Here is a 17,168-nt window from a genome sequence, read left to right on the forward strand (position 1 = left end):
TCCTCCCGTTCAGAAAACGGCCGCCCATAGAGCCTTCACAGCGCAGCCAAAGCCCGCCGCTCCTGATCGGAGCGGCGGGCTCGCGCGTTACTCGATGATCTGCACGACCTTGCGCGTGTCGGGATCGACGAGAACCGCGTGATCTCCGACAACCGTATACTTGTAGCGGACATCCGGAACGTCGATTGCGTGGAGCTCGACAGTGTCGGGAAGTGCCGTGCCGACGTTGAGTTCGACGCCGAGCAAACTGACTGAGGCCAGCTTCTGCTTATGGATATATTCGCGAACGACCGTCTGTTGTTCGGGCTTGAGAACAATAACATCCTCGGCAAACGAGGTGCCGATGCCCGCCATAAGGACGAGGGCGCCGGCGGCGCTGACGAAATACCTGGTCATGGGAATTTCCTTTTCATAGGTCAGTTTGAAGGCGTGGATACGAGCAGATCAGCCGCCACTCGCAGGGGCTGGGGCAGGTGCCGCAGGCTTTGCAGGTGCAGCCGGAGCTTCCACCTTTGGCGCTTCAACCTTGACGTTGATATCCTTGCCGCCGTCGCCGCGGATATTGATGACGCCGGTAAAAATAAGCAACACTACGACCGCAATAAGTGCAAGAACAACAGCAATCGCAGTGCCGCCGCCACCCCCAGAATTAACAACAGTTGGGCCGTCTGCCATGTGTTCCTCTCCTGTTTTATTTAGTTGCATTTGGGAAACGCCTGCCCCGCTTGAACGTTCCGCCTCGGGACTTGGGTCTTAGCTGATATCCGACTTTGGTCTGGTTCGCCGCGGACTGAAGTCACAGGAACAATCTGGCTGATCTCAAGTTCGGTCCCTCGGCGAACAGGCGTGGTGCCGTCGCCGGATTACGCGAGGAGAAAACCATGAAAATCCACTTTGCAAGTGCCGCTGCAGGCTTGTTGCTTTTGGCTGGGGTCGGCGCCGCCGCAGCTCAGGATGTCGTCATCACACCGGAGCAGGATACGGTCGTCCGCGAATACGTGAAAAAGCAGCCGCTGGCTTCGGTGAAGATCCCGGGCGTGGAGCTGAACGTCGGCAGTGCCTTGCCTGATACGGTCGAGCTGCACGAAGTTCCCAACGTCAAATACCGCTATGTCGTGGTCGACAACCGCACCGTCCTGGTCGACCCCCGCACCCGGAAAATTGTGAAGGTCTACGACTGATCGAATAGCTGCCGCCCGCCGCCGGCCATGGCGGCGGGCAGCGGATTTCACATTGCGCTCCAGGATGATCGAAGATGATCGATGACGTCGAGACATCGCCAGCCCTTGATACCCGCCTGGGTTCTCTCAGGGCGAGAATGCGCGATGCGCGCATAACAGAGGCCGACATGAAGACCTTTCAGAAAGTCGCATCCATCATGGTTGGCGGCAGTGGCCGCATCAGCGGCGATGACCTGATTGCAGCGTCGTTCGTCCTCGAGGACCAGCCGGAAGGCTTGTGAGGCGGAGTACTCACGTGTGCAGGCGCCCGCAACGCTGATCCCAAGTGTTCTGGTGCTGAACACATTCCTGCTACGGGCCGGCGTCGAAGGCGTGCCCGCTGGCGAGGTCGCGTCGCGCTCAAGCATCGTCCAGAACACCATGTCGCCGCATGTGACGATACTCGGCCATGCTAGCCGATGCGGGCGCCATAGAAAATCACCGCGGTCGGCAGAACCGGGCAGGCCGGTCCAGAGCGTCGCCACGCCTGTGGTCAGAAATGTCACCGAGGCCAGTTTGGTGCAGATCGGATGATGGTAGCGAGCGATCGCCATATCGACCGTACGGGCGCCGGCCTGCGAAGGACCCACCAGCGCGCCGAGGCCGACCGCCGCGCCCAGCGTGGTCGGCGCGCTGTTTGCCCTGCAACGCAGGGCTATGGGCGTGCTCGCACAAGTTAGCTCCAGCTTGAGGCACGGCGTGAAGTCTCGGTCTTTGCCCGCGATGGCGAGGTACGAAGTCAAGAGCGGTCAATGTGATTAGCGATCTACAGTCGATTTCAGCCGCCTTCGGATGATAGCGCCGCAATCACGAGATTTGTCGATAATAATCGATATTAGGCTGTATTCGCGACTATTCGATCGCTCTTCCATAGTGGCGATAGATAAAATTGGAAATGACATCCCAGATCTGAGGAGATCAAGGACTTGGGGCCGGCATCAGCATGATTGAACCGCAGCCACCGCAAGTTGACAGTGATCATCAGGCGGATCTGGTTTGGTAGGAAGTCTTAATATGTCTCGCCTATGGTCCAACTTTGACTTGGGAGCGTGACGTTCGACAGACATATCTCCGCAGGTTACATTTCCCAGTCAGACAGCGCTCCGCACTCGAATGGATGTCTCTGAATGCCGGGCCTCACGCCTTCACGACCGCACCCGAGAACCTTGGGATGGATGGGCACGACAGCGCTCGCCATGGGTGGCAGCAATCAAAGCCTGTTTCTGATTGCCGCCCTTTTTGTCGGCCAGGGGAATATTCCCGGTCAAGGAAGCGCTGCGGTTCCTTTGCTCGTTGTTGGTCTGCTTCTAAGCTGGGCCGCCGCGCCTGCGTGGACCGAATTGGTTCTCATGTGGCCAAACCGCGTCGGCGGTATCTCTGCAGCGTGCGCCGAAGCCTTCCGACCTTACAGTCCCGTTCTCTCGGCTCTGACGGGCACCTGCTATTGGTGGGGTTGGGTGCCGACCTGCGGACTGACAGCGGTTCTTTCAGCGTCTGCAATCCAGCAATGGTACCTGCCGGGCCTCCCCGTGGAGGCGGTCGCCTGCGGGCTTATCGCATTCTTTACGACGGTGAACCTGTGTGGAATCAAGTGGGTGGTCCAACTGGCGATCCCGATCGCCACGGCCTCCGCGACGCTTGCGTTTCTCTCATCCCTCGTACCGGTCATCAGTGGCTCGGTCGACTGGCGGCAGGCGACGGATTTTGCCCTGACCAGCCCGTTTACCGGCCTGTTCGGCGACATCACGTCGGTGATGGCGGGACTGTATCTGATCGGGTTTGCCGCACCGGCATTTGAGGCTGCAGCCTGCCATGTTGGCGAAACCATCGATCCCAACCGCAACATTCCTCTGGCGATGTGGGCCAGCGCCGCAATGGCGGGCGTCTATTTCCTGGTCCTGCCGGTTGTCTGGCTGGGTGTGCTCGGACCGGAGCCGCTCGGCACCGACCTCGCCATAGCTCTCGGGCCCACCTTTGCGCCCTTGTTGGGGAGTTTCGGCAAGGCGGCCGCCATCTGGCTCATCATGCTGAACATGTTCCATGGAACGTTGCAGCCATTGGCAGGCGCCGCGCGGACCCTTGCGCAGCTGAGCGAAGACGGCCTGCTGCCGAGCTTCCTGGCCAGGCGCACCTCAACAGATTGTCCCTGGGCGGCAACGCTGCTCACAGCTGCCGCGGCAATCGGCTTCATGCTGTGCGGGTATCCGCTCTGGATGATCGCCGCGGCCAATTTTACGTACCTGATCAGCATCTGCATGCCAAACATCGCAGTCTGGCTCTTGCGCCGTGACAGTCCCGAAGCCGAGCGACCCTTCCGGGCTCCCAGGGGAACGATCATCCTTGGCGTAGGCGCGGCTGCAATATGGCTGTTGACCGCCATACTAGGATTTCAGCAATTTGGCCTTCCTACCGTCCTGTTCGGTCTGGCTTTGGCATATTCGGGTGCTGCGCTCTACGCCTGGCGCACGATGGAGGATCGATACGCACTCGGTCTACCCTTGCTGCCACATACGCTTCACCTGAAGCTTACCGGAGCCATGCTTTTTGTGCTCGTGCTTGACGGTGCCGGCTATTTCCTGGCGATCGGCAGCGTTCCCCAAGGCGACACTTCATTGGTCGCCGCGCTGGAGGACATTTTTGTCGTTGTCGCGCTGCTGACCATCAGCGTTGGCCTGATCTTGCCGGGAATGATCACCCATTCGGCGACCGAGGTGAGCAACGCGGCAAAGCGTCTGACATCCGGAACGCTGAAGGATTTCTCTCTCGCCATGGTCGCCCTGGGGCGGGGAGACCTCGCTGCGGCGCATGCCTCCGTGAATATCATGCCGGTTACGGTAAACTCTCGTGACGAACTTGGAGAGATGGCCGAAAGCTTCAACCTGCTCCAGGACAAGGTGAGGGAAGCCGCCCACGGCCTGGACGACGCGCGCGAGAACATGAACGTAGCGCGCACCGAACTGATGGCACGGCACGAGGAAATCGCGCATCTCGCGCACCACGATCCGCTTACCGGCCTGGCGAACCGAGCCGCGCTTGCAGCACACCTGGCCACGACGCTCGAGCGCGCAAAAGCAACGCACGCCAGCTTTGCCGTCTTCAGCATCGACCTTGACCATTTTAAAGAGGCGAACGACGTTTTCGGGCACGCCGCCGGCGACGATCTGCTTTGCACCATTTCCCGGCGTCTCCAAACCGCGGCGCCTGAGGCCTTTATCGCGCGCATGGGCGGCGACGAATTCACGGTTGTCCTGGCCATGGATGACCGGTCCGCGAGTGCCAAGGACGTTGCGGACCGTCTGTTCGAATCGGCGGCAGGCAAATTCGAAATCCGGGGCCAGCACATTTCGATCGGGGTGAGCATCGGGGCGGCGATCTATCCGAAAGACGGAGAGAATGCAGCGGCGCTGATGGCAAATGCCGACGCAGCGCTCTACCGGGCCAAGGCGGACGGTCGTCGGATGGTGCAATTCTTCGATCCTGAGATGGATAAGCGGCTAAGAGAGCGCTACGCCTTGCAGCGAGATTTGCGCTCTGCGGTCGGCCATGGCGAACTTGTGCTTCATTATCAGCCGCAAGCCAGGATGGACGGCGAAATCTTCGGTTTCGAGGCACTCGCCCGATGGAACCATCCAAAACATGGGCTCATCTCCCCAAACGCGTTTGTCTCGCTTGCCGAACAGGATGGCACGATCGTTGAGATAGGTGAATGGACGCTCAGGCAGGCGTGCAGAGACGCGGCCTCCTGGCCCTCACCGCTGCAGATCGCCGTCAACCTCTCTCCCGTGCAGTTCCGTTTCGGGGACCTGGTAGGTCTCGTTCATTCTATCCTCTACGAGACCGGCCTTGCTCCGGGGCGGCTGGAACTGGAAATCACGGAAGGGGTTCTCATCCGCGACCGGGCAACTGCCTTGTCGGTTTTGCGGAGGTTGAAGGCGTTGGGCGTCAGGGTCTCGATGGATGATTTTGGCACCGGGTATGCCTCGCTGTCCTCGCTGCAGGCGTTTCCATTCGACAAGATCAAGATCGATCGCAGTTTTGTTTCGGGTGTCGGTTCGAATGTCCAATCGGCCGCCATCGTGCGCACGATACTCAGCCTGGGGAATGCGCTGGCCTTGCCTGTCATCGCGGAGGGTGTCGAAACAGAGGACGAGCGTGCCTTCCTGATGAGGGAAGGATGTCCCGAAATCCAAGGATATCTGGTGGGGCGCCCGCATCCGATAGCGCTCTACAAAGATGTGACGAATGGGCTTTCGCCGGGATCTGCCTTCGGGGAGCCCGAGGATACCACCGCACCCCAGGCGCTTGGCGTAACGCGATAGCCGCGGCGCCGTTCGTCGGCGCGCTGCTCCTGCAACACACCGGTGAGCGAGGACTGCCGACGGTACTGCTCGGGCTCGCCCTTATAAAGGTCCCACTGGTCGGCGCGCTGTTTGCCTTGCAGCGCGGGGCCATGCGAAGCATCCGAACCAGATGGCGCGGGAGCCACCTCCCCTTCCGGCCAGTCCTCCAACAAACCACTTCAAACCCGGCCGTCTCGGCGCTACGTTCTATCTATGGCCCCACCCACCCAGCCGATCACCGTCACCCGCCGCGACCAGATGTTTCCCATCTTGGGCGACGCCGATATCGAGCGCATGCGCCGGTTCGGCGAGGCGAGTTCCTATGCCGCCGGCGAGCATATCGTCACCGCCGGCACCGTGGCGCCGGGGCTGATCGTCATCCTGTCGGGCACGGTCGATATCACCCAGGATGTCAGGCCCGGCCGGCGCGAGACCATCGTCCCTCATGGTCCCGGCAATTTCATCGGCGAGCTGGCGCAGCTTTCCAGCCGGCCGTCGCTGGTCAATGCGGAGGCGGCCGAGCCGGTCGAGGCCTTCGTCATCCCCTCGCAGCGGCTGCGCGACCTGATGGTGCAGGAGGCAAGCCTTGGCGAGCGGATCATGCGGGCGCTGATCCTGCGCCGCGTCGGGCTCCTGGAAAGCGGCAGCAGCGGACCGATCGTCGTAGGCCCGGCCGGCAATGGCGACACGCTGCGGCTGCAGGGATTTCTGCGCCGCAGCGGCCAGCCGCACCGCGCGCTCGATTCCGACAGCGACCCGTGCGCCAAGACGCTGATTGAGCATTTTCATGTTGACCCGCACCATCTGCCGATCGTGCTCTGCCCCAACGGCAAGCTGATGCACAATCCCGGCGAAACCGAACTTGCCCGCTGCATCGGCCTGCTGCGGCCGATCGATCCCGACATGGTCTATGACATCGCCATTGTCGGCGCCGGGCCGGCGGGGCTGGCGGCCGCGGTCTATGCGGCATCCGAAGGGCTGTCGACCATCGTGCTCGATTGCCGCGCCTTCGGCGGCCAGGCCGGCGCCTCCGCGCGCATCGAGAACTATCTGGGTTTCCCCACCGGCATTTCCGGCCTGGCGCTGATGGCGCGCGCCTACAACCAGGCGCAGAAATTCGGCGTCGAAATACTCATCCCCGACGAGGCCAAGCTGCTCGGTGCAGCAGGCGAGGGCTACACGCTCGCCGTCGGCGACGGTGAAAGCCTGCGCGCGCGCACGGTGGTGATCGCCAGCGGCGCCCGCTACCGCCGCCTCGACGTCGCCAAGCTGGCCGAGTTCGAGGGCACGTCGGTGCATTACTGGGCCTCGCCGATCGAAGCGCGGCTATGCACAGGGCAAGAAGTGGCGCTGGTCGGCGCCGGCAATTCGGCGGGGCAGGCGGCGGTCTATCTCGCCAGCCAGGTGCGCAAGGTGACGATGCTGGCGCGCCGCGGCGGCCTCAGGGAAACCATGTCGCGCTATCTGGTCGAGCGTATCGAGGCGCAACCCAACATCGAGGTGCTTGGCGAGACCGAGATCGAGGCGCTGGAAGGCGAAGGCGGCAATCTCACCCGGTTGCGTTGGCGCAACCCCGGCGGCGTCGAGACGCGGCCGATCCAGCATCTCTTCCTGTTCATCGGCGCCGACCCCAACACCGATTGGCTGGCTGGGTGCGATATCGCGCTCGACGCCAGGGGCTTCGTGCGCACCGGCGCCGACATAGGGGCGGGCCAGATGGAGACCAGCCGCAGCGGCGTGTTCGCCATCGGCGACGTGCGCTCCGGCTCGGTCAAGCGGGTCGCCGCCGCCGTCGGCGAAGGCGCCCAGGTGGTGGCTGCCTTGCACGCGTATCTCGCGCGACCCAACGCAGCAGCGCCCGAACTGGCCAGGAGAGCATAATGGATGAATGCAAACACACGCGCGACATCAAGACGGTGACGCCGAGCGCGCTCGGCTGCGAGGAGTGCCTGAAGAGCGGCTCCATGTGGGTGCATCTCAGGCTGTGCCGCACCTGCGGCCATGTCGGCTGCTGCGACGACTCGCCCAACCGCCACGCCACCAAGCATTTCCACGCCACAAAGCACCCGATCATCGAAGGCTACGACCCGCCGGAAGGCTGGGCATGGTGCTTTGTCGACGAGGCGTTCATCGACCTGGAAGGCGACGTGACGCCTCAGAACGGCCCGATCCCGAAGTTTTTCTGAGGCGGCCGACTGTCGGCCGACCGCTGCGCCTATTTCACCGAGCCAGTAACCGTGCGGTCTATGGCATTGGGATTGTGGTCGTTGCCGGCAAGTGCGGCAATGATCAGAAGACTGGCGACGACCGGGACGAACAGGATGGCCACGCGGGCCTGCACATAAAAAATGGCGCGCCATTCGCTGCGCTTTTCCGGGTTGTTGTCCATCACACTCACTCTCGCCATGCCTCCCCAGGCGGGACATAGCGGCGAAGGGTTAAGCAAAGGCTGCTGAATGTGTTAACGCGCGGCGGATTGGGATTTAATCTCGACGGTCAGCGCCGCCCCTCATTGTCATCGGTACGCATCCGGTACGCCTACCCCCGCAGCGCCTGGTCCAGGTCGGCGATCAGATCATCGCCATCCTCTATCCCCGCCGACAACCGCACCAGCGAATCCGAAATGCCGATTTCCGCGCGCTTTTCCGCCGGGATCGAGCCGTGCGTCATCAGCGCCGGGTGTTCGATCAGGCTTTCGACGCCGCCGAGGCTTTCAGCCAGCGTGAACAGTTGCGTCCGTTCGAGGAAGCGTTTGGTGCCGGCGAGGTCGCGGTCGAGGTCGACCGAGATCATGCCGCCGAAGGCATGCATCTGCTGGACGGCGATGGCGTGCTGCGGATGGCTGGCCAGGCCGGGATAGACGACGCGGCGCACATCTTTTCGCGCCTCCAGCCACTGCGCAATCTTCAGGCCGTTCGTGGAATGCCGCTCCATCCTGAGCGCCAGTGTCTTGATGCCGCGCAGCGCGAGAAAACTGTCGAAGGGACCGGAGATGGCGCCGATGGCGTTCTGCAGGAATTTCAGCTGGGCCGCCAAATCCTTGTTGTCGCCGACGATGGCGACGCCGCCGACCATGTCGGAATGGCCATTGAGATATTTCGTCGTCGAGTGGACGACGATGTCGATGCCGAGTTCAAGCGGCCGCTGGATGTAGGGGCTGCAGAACGTGTTGTCGGCGACCGTCAAAACCCCTTTGCGCCTGGCGAGTGCCGCAACGCCTTCGAGGTCGACGATACGCAGCAGCGGATTGGTCGGAGTTTCGACCCAGAGCAGTTTTGTCTCCGGGCGAATCGCTGCTTCCACCGCCGCCAGATCGGTGAAGTCCACAAAACTCACCTGCAGATTGGCCGAGCGCTTGCGCACCCGCTCCATCAGCCGGAACGAGCCGCCATAGATGTCGTCGGTTGCAACGATATGGGCGCCGCTGTCGAGCAATTCCAGCACCGTCGAGATCGCCGCCAGGCCGGAAGCAAAGGCAAAGGCGGCCGAGCCGCTTTCGAGATCGGCCACCCCGCGCTCGAAGGCAAAGCGGGTCGGGTTTTGGCTGCGGGCGTACTCAAACCCCTTGTGCACGCCGGGCGACTGCTGGCCATAGGTCGAGGTCGCGTAGATCGGCACCATCACCGCGCCGGTCAGCGGGTCATGGCTCTGGCCGCCATGGATGGTGCGCGTGGAAAAAGCCAGGCGGTTCTTGCCCGATGGGGATGTTTCAGCAGTCATCGTGCGCGCCTCAAATGGTTGATCAGGTCGATACGGGTTATCAGGCCGACGAACTCGTCGCCATCGAAGATGATGGCGACCTCGTTGCGGTCGAACACCGGCAGCAGCGCATCCAGCGTCTGGCTGGCCTGCAGCGTGTGCAGATTGGAGGTCATGGCGGTGCGCACCGGGGCGTTGAAGCGGTCCCAGCGGCCGTCATAGGGGCCGTCGACCTTGGCCAATATATCGCCCTCATCGATAATGCCGACCAGCTTGCCGTTGTCCAGCACAGGCAGCTGCGAGACATCGGAGCGGCGCATGCGGCCATAGGCGTTGAGCAGGCTTTCGTCGGGGCCGACATAGACGGTGTCGCCGGTGCGGTGCGAGCGCATGACGAGGTCGCGCAGATCGCCATGCTGTTCCTGTTCGGCCAGCCCCTGCTCGGCCAGCCAGAAATCGTCGAACACCTTCGACAGGTACTTGTTGCCGCTGTCGCAGACGAAGGTGACGACGCGTTTTGCTGTCGTCTGCTCGCGGCAATAGCGCAGCGCGGCCGACAGCAGCGTGCCGGAAGACGAGCCGGCGAGAATGCCTTCCTTCGAAAGCAGGTCCCGCACGGCCAGCATGCTCTGCTTGTCTGGGATGGAATAGGCTTTCCTGACCAGCGACAGATCGGCATTGGGCGGCACGAAATCCTCGCCGATGCCTTCGACTGTCCAGCTGCCGGCCTCTTCCATCTTGCCGGTCTTGATCAGCGGCGCCAGCACCGATCCGACGGGATCGGCCAGCACCATTTCGGTCTTCGGCGACGTTCTGGCGAAGTAGCGGCCAAGCCCGGTCAGCGTGCCGCCGGAGCCAACGCCGACGACCACGGCGTCGAGGTCGCCATCGAGCTGGGCAAGGATTTCCGGTCCGGTGGTGGTCTCATGCGCCTCAGGGTTGGCCGGGTTGGCGAACTGGTTGGCGTAGAAGGCGCCGGGCGTTTCCGATGCGATCTTCTCGGCCATGTCCTGGTAATATTCGGCATGGCCCTTGCCGACATCGGAGCGGGTCATGCGCACTTCGGCGCCGAGCGCGCGCAGATGCTGGATCTTTTCGCGCGACATCTTGTCGGGCACGACGAGGATGATGCGGTAGCCCTTGGGGATGCCGACCTGGGCGAGGCCGAGGCCGGTATTCCCGGCGGTCGCCTCGACGATGGTGCCGCCGCGCTTCAGCTTGCCTTCCTTCTCGGCCGCGGCAATCATCGACAGCGCAATGCGGTCCTTGATCGAACCGCCGGGATTCTGGCTTTCGAGCTTGATGAACAGCCGGCACTTGCCGGTCTCGAATTTGGTCAGTTCGACCACCGGCGTCTGGCCGATGAGGTCGAGCACCGAGGCGTAGGGCGGACGCAGGCGGGATAACGCGCCGTCCGAACTGCCTGGCGCAGCTTTTCCGTGCTCGCTCATATCGATGTGCTCCCTTGAACAAGCGACCGCCTCGGGGGCAGAGCGGCAGCGTAGCTTCTTTTCCGGCCGTTTGCAGTCGGAAAGAAGGTAGATCGTGCCAATCAACCGGCGAGAGGGGGAATGGAATTCCAGTTTGAGGCCGGCTTTGGACTCAAGCCAAACACCCTCCGTAGCGATCCTTCCCACTCCCCTCTGAGGGGCGTGCTATCCCGCCGACGTCAACAGCTTTACCCCAGCAGCTGCTTGCTCAGCCTAGCGCATTGCACGCGGATGTCGGGGATGGCGTCGATCTCGAAGAAGGTGCCGCGGGTCAGCGGCCCGACGGCGAGGATCTTGGCCGATGCGGTGCCGTCGCCGGCGATGATTTCGCACTTGGCCGTTACATCGAGGCCAAGCCGCAGCGGGTCGGGCCGCGCCAGGCCGCGGTCGACCAGCGAGCGCACCACGCTGTTCGACGTGGTCGAGATGTCGCGGGCGATGCCGGTGCAATCATAGATGCGCGCGACCTGCAGCGTTTCCAGCGCCTTTGTGTGGCGGGACTGGATGCCGACGGTGAATCCATCGCCGGCCTCGATGCCGACGACACGGCCGGCGACCGGGCGGATGCGGCCGGTGCGCACCGCTTCGGTGACGCGGGCATGCACCTCGGGCGCCAGCCGATGGCGATGGATGTCCCACCAAGCCTTGGTGTGCTCAACGAAGCGGCGCTTGGCAGAGGACGGCCAGTTCTGCCAGATCTTCTGATTGAAGGGTCGCAGCCCATCGACGACGTCGCGCCAGTCGATGCCGGCCTTCTGGTTTTCGCGGATCAGGTCGCGAAACCAGCCGACGAAATAGGAGAGCTGCGTGCCGAGCGGAATGTCGGCGACGTCGAGCTTGATCGGGTTGCCCTTGCGGTGCGGCGACGGCAGCAGGCCGCGCCGCGACACGGCGACGATCTCGCCGCGATGGCCGCGCTGCTCGAGCGACAGAAAGGCATCGACCATACTGAGCCCGGTGCCCAGCACCAGCACGCGGGCTTCAGGATCGAGCGCGGTGTCGGCCTCGGTGCCCATACGGATGGCGTGGCCCTGGCCGGCGCCGGGCTGCTCGTCATGGCCGGTGGCAAGCACCGCCAGATGCGCGACGACGCTGGTGCCGTTGGCCAGCACCACTTCGACACCGGACGATGTCGGCGAGATCGACAGGCTTTCCTCGCGAATCAGCCTGAGACGGCCGGTTTCCTTTTCGCGCGCTTCGAGCTCGTCGAGCACTTCCTTGAGGTAGCGGGCATAGACGCTGCGCGGCGCATAGAAGGGTGTCTGCGGCGTCTGTTCCTGGCTTATCAGGCCGCGCCCCTGCAACCAGCGCCAGAAATTCAGGGGATCGTCGGCATAGGCGCTCATCCCCGCGGCGCTGACATTCAGCACGTGCGCCGATAAGAGCGTCGAATAGGCGATGCCCTGGCCGAAATGCGGACGCTTTTCGATCAGCGTGACGCGAAGGTCCGGGTTGGGCGACTTCAGCAGATGCGCGGCAAGCACGACGCCGCTGGCGCCGCCGCCGACGATGATGATCGAGCTGGGGATGATCGAATTGGCGCGCGCGACGCTCATGCGAGCACGCTCAGGATCAGGCGGGGACCTTTTGCGCCGGCGCAAGCTCGTCGATGTCCCTCGCGACCGGAAGGTCGTCGAGGACGATGTCGCGCATCTCGGCCAGCGTGCGCTGGTCGAGCACCTCGGCGATCGCCTGCCGGACCTCGAGCATCAGATGTCGGACTTGGCATGTCGCCTCATTGCAGTCTTCACAGCGCTGATACTGGGTGCGGCTGGCGCAGGGGATGGGCGCCAGCGGTCCGTCGAGGACGCGCACGACATGGCCGACCTTGATCTCGTCGGCGGGGCGGGCCAGGCGATAGCCGCCATCCTTACCCTTGCGGCTCTGGACGAAACCGGCATTGCGCAATTCGCCCAGAATGGCATCGAGGAATTTCTTCGGAATGTTGTTGCCGCTGGCGATGTCGCCGACAAAGGCGAGCTGTCCCGTCGGCAGTTGCGCCAGATGGACCAGCGCCTTGAGGCCGTACTTGCCTTTTTTGGTGAGCATAGACCGAATGTTTCTCTGTCAGGCGATGGCCCAAAACCATCGGTTGCGAAACGCCTGACGTGCCTCCCCGCCGCGTGCAAGCTGCTTCGACACATAAATTCTACTGAAATGATATACAAGCCGAGAAACCTTGATTTTGCTTCGTTTTCACGCCGCAGGGGCCACTTTGGCAAGCTTTGTGCCGTTAAGGTCACAGCCAGCCGCGAGCGATTGCGGCGATGAGCGGCGGCTCCTGCTCCCAATGTCGATAAGATTACTATACTTACCCTCGAACACGCGAAACGTGTTTTCAAATCGACCGTCTTTTACAGCATGGATTTGCGCCATTTGGGGCTTTGCCGGGAATTTTGGGTCGCAGCCTGCGGATCGGCGAAACATGACTCCCGACAACTCGGGCGCCGCCCTGCGCCCGATATCAGGACGCCGCCTTGCCGCTCTGAGACCGGGCGGCCTTAGCGGCCACCGGCACGCCGCTTGACCGCAGCATCCAGCGGTGGCCGTCGCTGCGGAAGTCGGTGAGGCTCAACGGCTCGACATCGATGCTGCGGCAGGCCGCAAGCGGCGCGCCGAGCACATGGACGATCGCCGCTCGGATGACGCCGGCATGGGTCACCGCGATGGTGTGGCCGCTCGTCTGCATCATTCCGTCCATGAGGCGCGCGGCGCGGCGCGCGACATCGGCCAGCGACTCGCCGCCATGCGGCGCGGCCTCGGCATCGCCGAGCCAGGCGGCGATGCCATCCGGCTCAAGCGCCTGGACGTCCTCAAAGCTCCGGCCCGCCCAGCTGCCGAAGTCCTGCTCCGCCAGCAGCGGCTCGACCGACGGTTTGAGCGCCATGGCTTCGGCGGTCTGGCGGGCGCGCAGCGCCGGGCTCACCCAGACCCGGTCGGCGCGGCGCAGGCCCATCGTTTCGGCAAGCGCCAGGGATCGCGGCTCCAACGCCTCATCCAGGTGGAACGACCCCTTGCGCGTGGCAGGCGTGGCGCCACTGCAGATCATGGTCAGGCGTACAAGCATGAGAAAAGACTGCCTCTTTCCGAGCCGCTGAGGCCGGCGACTTCTTGGTTGCGCCGCCCCTACAAGGCGATCGCGTGTAGAGGATCACGGTTCGTGACGGTTTCGGCCGGCAAAATAGCTTGCCAACGATACGGGCCCAACGATACGGGCCCAACGATGCCGGCCAACGATGCCGGATTGAAAGCCGGTGTAAATCGGCACGCTCGCGCCACTGTGACCGGCATCTGCCGAAAGTCCAGGCCTTCTCCCGCAGCCAGGGGTTGGCAGGACCACCAACTCTTCAGCACCTTTCGGGCGCCGTTTGCGTTTGCGCATGGATCGACACGGGCCGGTCACCGCGCCCGCATCAGCCGCTGGTTTTTTTCTAACAAGTGCTTCTTGCTTGGAAGGATTTAACTCTACAAGAATGATAGAATTAGCTGACTATGAACAGGCATCCGCTTTTTCTCATTTTTCATGGAGCCTTTCATGTCCAGCATTTCGCGACGCATTGTCCTCCTGTCGTCGGCAGCTTTGGCGGGTGCGGCCTTCCTCGGCCCGGCCCAGGCGCAGGACCTCAACATCACCATCGGCTACCAGACGGTGGTCGAACCTTCCAAAGTAGCGCAGGCCGACGGCGCCTATGAAAAGGCGACCAAGGCCACGATCGACTGGCGCAAATTCGATTCCGGCGCCGATGTCATCGCCGCCGTCGCATCCGGTTCGGTCGATATCGGCTATGTCGGCTCGAGTCCGCTGGCCGCGGCCGCCAGCCGCGAACTGCCGATACAGACCATCTTTGTCGTCGGCCTGATCGGCCAGTCCGAAGCGCTGGTCGCCCGCAACGGATCCGGCATCGAGAAGATCGCCGACCTCGCCGGCAAGAAGGTGGCGGTGCCGTTCGTGTCGACCACGCATTACAGCCTGCTTGCGGCGCTGAAGCACGACAACGTCGACCCGAAGTCGGTCGAAATCCTTAATCTCAGGCCACCGGAAATAGCCGCCGCCTTCGCCCGCGGCGACATAGACGCGGCCTATGTCTGGGATCCGGCGCTCGGCCAGATCAAGACGACAGGCAAGGTGGTGCTGGATTCCTCGCAGGTTGCCGCCTGGGGCGCGCCGACCTTCGACGCCTGGATCGTGCGCACCGACTTCGCCGAAAAGAACCCGGACGCCGTGCGCGATTTCGTCAAGGTGACCGGCGAATCCTATGCCCAGTTCCTGGCCAAGCCCGAGGCATGGTCGGTTTCGTCGCCGGAAGCGGCCAAGATCGCCAAGATCACCGGCGCCAAACTGGAAGAGGTGCCGCAGCTCCTCAAGGGTTACGTCTTCCCGACATTGGAAGAGCAGGCTTCCGACAAATTCCTCGGCGGCGGCACGGTCAAGGCGATCGAGGCAGCTTCGGCCTTCCTCAAGGAGCAGGGCAAGATCGACGCCGTGCTGCCCGACTATTCGAAATACGTGTCGTCGAAATACGTGACCGAGGCTCTGGCCTCGAACTGATCTTCAGTTTTACGCAATTCCGGACGGAAAACCGCTTCACACTTTTCCTGGAATTGCTCTGAACACGCGCGGTTTCCTCTTCCCTGACGCCGCGTGCTGCCTGTCCCGGATCCGCTCAACGAGGGCCGGGGCAGGCTGATTTTCTTCCGGAGCCCCTTTTCATGCCGCATCTCGTACTCCACCCGCATCTCGTACTCGACAAGGTCTCGGTTCACTATGACGGCCAGGCAGCGCCGGCGGTCGACCGAGTTTCCATCGATGTCGCCAAGGGCGATTTCGTCGTGCTGGTCGGCCGCTCCGGCTGCGGCAAGACCTCGCTGCTCAATGTCGCCGCCGGCCTGGTCGAGCCTGCGCGCGGGGTCGCCACGATCGGCGGCCGGCCGATCACCGGCCCAGGCTCCGACCGGGCGGTCGTGTTCCAGAACGATGCGCTGTTTCCCTGGCTGACGGCCCGTGAAAACGTCGCCTTTGCGCTCAGGCTGCGCGGCGTGCCGCAAGCCGAGCGGGCGCGCCGCGCCGACCAGTTGCTGGCGCTGGTCAAGCTTGACGGCGTCGGCGACAAACGCAGCTGGGAATTGTCCGGCGGCATGCGCCAGCGCGTCGGCCTCGCCCGAGCGCTCGCGGCCGAGCCGGAATTCCTGCTGCTCGACGAACCGCTCGGCGCACTCGATGCGCTGACGCGCGAGCGCATGCAGACGACACTGCTCGACCTGTGGACCGCAAGCCGGGTCGGCGTGCTGATGGTCACGCACGGCATCGAGGAGGCGCTGGTGCTGGCCACAAGCATCGTCGTTTTGGCGCCCGGACCGGGCCGCGTGGTGCGGACATTCGAGACCGGTTTCAGCCGGCGCTATGCCGCAGGCGAGCCGATCCGCGCCATCAAGGCCGATCCAGTCTTTGCCACGGCGCGCGGCGAGCTGACCGATGCGATCTTCGAAGGAGAGGCGGCATGAGCGTCACCTCCTACAGCGAGCGGCCGGCCACCGGGACCGGCGAGGCCGATGCCATTTCGGTGCCGTGGTCGCGGCCGGTGCGGAAGCGGCGCGGGGTTTCCTCGCGGGCGATCAGCGCCGTCACCATCCTGGTCGTGCTGGCGGCATGGGCGCTGTCTGCGCGCCTGCAACTGGTGTCGCCGGTGTTCCTGCCGTCGCCCGCTGCCGTGTGGACCAAGTTCATCGTGGTGATCAAGGACGGCTTCGTCGACGCGACTTTGCTCCAGCACACCGTCGCCAGCCTCGGCCGCGTCTTCGCGGCGCTGCTCGCGGCCATCGTCATCGGCGTTCCGGTTGGGCTGGCTATCGGCATTTCGACGGTCGGGCGCGGCATCTTCGATCCCTTGCTCGAATTTTTGCGGCCGATCCCGCCGCTCGCCTATCTGCCGCTGGTCATCATCTGGTTCGGCATCGGCGAACCGTCAAAGATCCTGGTGATCGCCATTGCCATGCTGGCGCCGGTGGCGCTGTCGACGGCCTCGGGCGTGCGCGGTGTCTCAAAGGAGCGCATCGATGCGGCGCGTTCGCTTGGTGCGACGCAGCGCCAAGTGGTGCGCCATGTCATCCTGCCCAGCGCGCTGCCGTCGATCCTCACCGGCCTGCGCATCGCGCTCGGCGCCGGCTGGTCGACGCTGGTTGCAGCCGAGCTGGTGGCGGCAACGCGCGGCCTCGGCTTCATGATCCAGTCGGCCGCCCAGTTCCTGGTCACCGATGTCGTGGTGATGGGAATAGTGGTGATCGCGACAATAGCCTTCGTGCTGGAATTCATCATCCGCCGGATCGAGCGTCAGCTGGTTCCGTGGGCGGGAAAGGAATGACAACAAGTTTCTGCCGGTTTGACCGGCTGCTTCCCTTCGCAGCACGGCGACCGCCGATTC

16 protein-coding genes are annotated in these 17,168 nt (G+C 63.4%); 7 read left to right on the forward strand and 9 right to left on the reverse strand.

Going from position 1 to position 17,168, the window contains the following annotated elements; genetic code table 11:
- Positions 1 to 87 precede the first annotated feature (87 nt).
- Together NKH22_RS16725 and NKH22_RS16730 are read right to left on the reverse strand one after the other, a co-directional pair.
- On the reverse strand, positions 88 to 396 hold the full coding sequence (locus tag NKH22_RS16725) for a DUF1236 domain-containing protein (protein WP_023672071.1): 309 nt from the start codon (positions 394 to 396) through the stop codon (positions 88 to 90).
- 48 nt (positions 397 to 444) lie between these two features.
- Positions 445 to 675, reverse strand: a complete 231-nt coding sequence (locus NKH22_RS16730; RefSeq protein WP_033001362.1) for a hypothetical protein — start codon at positions 673 to 675, stop codon at positions 445 to 447.
- A gap of 206 nt (positions 676 to 881) precedes the next feature.
- Here NKH22_RS16730 and NKH22_RS16735 point away from each other — a divergent pair, with 206 nt between their 5' ends.
- Positions 882 to 1,181, forward strand: a complete 300-nt coding sequence (locus NKH22_RS16735; protein ID WP_352910146.1) for a DUF1236 domain-containing protein — start codon at positions 882 to 884, stop codon at positions 1,179 to 1,181.
- 47 nt (positions 1,182 to 1,228) lie between these two features.
- On the opposite strand, the gene NKH22_RS16740 is transcribed toward NKH22_RS16735, so the two are convergent.
- Complete coding sequence (locus NKH22_RS16740; RefSeq protein WP_352910149.1) at positions 1,229 to 1,963, reverse strand: hypothetical protein; 735 nt, start codon at positions 1,961 to 1,963, stop codon at positions 1,229 to 1,231.
- Between the two features lie 384 nt (positions 1,964 to 2,347).
- Here NKH22_RS16740 and NKH22_RS16745 point away from each other — a divergent pair, with 384 nt between their 5' ends.
- The 3 genes from NKH22_RS16745 to NKH22_RS16755 all read left to right on the forward strand — a co-directional run bounded on the left by NKH22_RS16745 (position 2,348) and on the right by NKH22_RS16755 (position 7,746).
- Complete coding sequence (locus NKH22_RS16745) at positions 2,348 to 5,539, forward strand: amino acid permease (RefSeq protein WP_081725471.1); 3,192 nt, start codon at positions 2,348 to 2,350, stop codon at positions 5,537 to 5,539.
- Between the two features lie 234 nt (positions 5,540 to 5,773).
- Positions 5,774 to 7,441, forward strand: coding sequence for an FAD-dependent oxidoreductase (locus tag NKH22_RS16750; RefSeq protein ID WP_352910152.1), 1,668 nt, complete (start codon positions 5,774 to 5,776; stop codon positions 7,439 to 7,441).
- On the forward strand, positions 7,441 to 7,746 hold the full coding sequence (locus NKH22_RS16755) for a UBP-type zinc finger domain-containing protein (RefSeq protein WP_023672079.1): 306 nt from the start codon (positions 7,441 to 7,443) through the stop codon (positions 7,744 to 7,746). Before NKH22_RS16750 ends, NKH22_RS16755 begins: the two co-directional genes overlap by 1 nt.
- Before the next feature lie 29 nt (positions 7,747 to 7,775).
- Here NKH22_RS16755 and NKH22_RS16760 read toward each other — a convergent pair whose 3' ends face one another.
- From NKH22_RS16760 to NKH22_RS16785, 6 genes are all read right to left on the reverse strand, one after another.
- Complete coding sequence (locus NKH22_RS16760) at positions 7,776 to 7,967, reverse strand: hypothetical protein (protein ID WP_196814107.1); 192 nt, start codon at positions 7,965 to 7,967, stop codon at positions 7,776 to 7,778.
- Between the two features lie 131 nt (positions 7,968 to 8,098).
- A complete protein-coding gene (locus NKH22_RS16765) occupies positions 8,099 to 9,280 on the reverse strand; it encodes a trans-sulfuration enzyme family protein (RefSeq protein ID WP_023681210.1) in 1,182 nt (393 codons plus the stop codon).
- Positions 9,277 to 10,710 (reverse strand): pyridoxal-phosphate dependent enzyme, encoded by a 1,434-nt coding sequence (locus tag NKH22_RS16770; protein ID WP_352910155.1) that lies wholly within the window; start codon positions 10,708 to 10,710, stop codon positions 9,277 to 9,279. Before NKH22_RS16770 ends, NKH22_RS16765 begins: the two co-directional genes overlap by 4 nt.
- Positions 10,711 to 10,937: 227 nt before the next feature.
- Positions 10,938 to 12,305 carry an FAD/NAD(P)-binding protein gene (locus tag NKH22_RS16775; RefSeq protein ID WP_023692935.1) on the reverse strand — a complete coding sequence of 456 codons (1,368 nt, stop codon included), beginning with the start codon at positions 12,303 to 12,305 and terminating at the stop codon, positions 10,938 to 10,940.
- Between the two features lie 16 nt (positions 12,306 to 12,321).
- On the reverse strand, positions 12,322 to 12,798 hold the full coding sequence (locus NKH22_RS16780) for an RrF2 family transcriptional regulator (protein ID WP_023692934.1): 477 nt from the start codon (positions 12,796 to 12,798) through the stop codon (positions 12,322 to 12,324).
- 415 nt (positions 12,799 to 13,213) lie between these two features.
- Positions 13,214 to 13,816, reverse strand: coding sequence for a histidine phosphatase family protein (locus tag NKH22_RS16785; protein WP_023692933.1), 603 nt, complete (start codon positions 13,814 to 13,816; stop codon positions 13,214 to 13,216).
- Between the two features lie 468 nt (positions 13,817 to 14,284).
- Between NKH22_RS16785 and tauA the strand changes: the two genes are divergently transcribed.
- The 3 genes from tauA (at position 14,285) to NKH22_RS16800 (ending at position 17,108) form a co-directional block, all read left to right on the forward strand.
- Positions 14,285 to 15,298, forward strand: a complete 1,014-nt coding sequence (gene tauA / locus NKH22_RS16790; RefSeq protein WP_023692932.1) for a taurine ABC transporter substrate-binding protein — start codon at positions 14,285 to 14,287, stop codon at positions 15,296 to 15,298.
- A 161-nt stretch (positions 15,299 to 15,459) separates the two neighbouring features.
- Positions 15,460 to 16,251 carry a taurine ABC transporter ATP-binding protein gene (locus NKH22_RS16795; RefSeq protein ID WP_023822344.1) on the forward strand — a complete coding sequence of 264 codons (792 nt, stop codon included), beginning with the start codon at positions 15,460 to 15,462 and terminating at the stop codon, positions 16,249 to 16,251.
- Positions 16,248 to 17,108 carry an ABC transporter permease subunit gene (locus NKH22_RS16800; RefSeq protein ID WP_023822343.1) on the forward strand — a complete coding sequence of 287 codons (861 nt, stop codon included), beginning with the start codon at positions 16,248 to 16,250 and terminating at the stop codon, positions 17,106 to 17,108. The genes NKH22_RS16795 and NKH22_RS16800 overlap by 4 nt, the downstream gene beginning before the upstream one ends.
- Positions 17,109 to 17,168 lie beyond the last annotated feature (60 nt).

Source organism: Mesorhizobium sp. M1252, from assembly GCF_040318265.1.
In the GTDB taxonomy this organism is placed as follows: domain Bacteria; phylum Pseudomonadota; class Alphaproteobacteria; order Rhizobiales; family Rhizobiaceae; genus Mesorhizobium.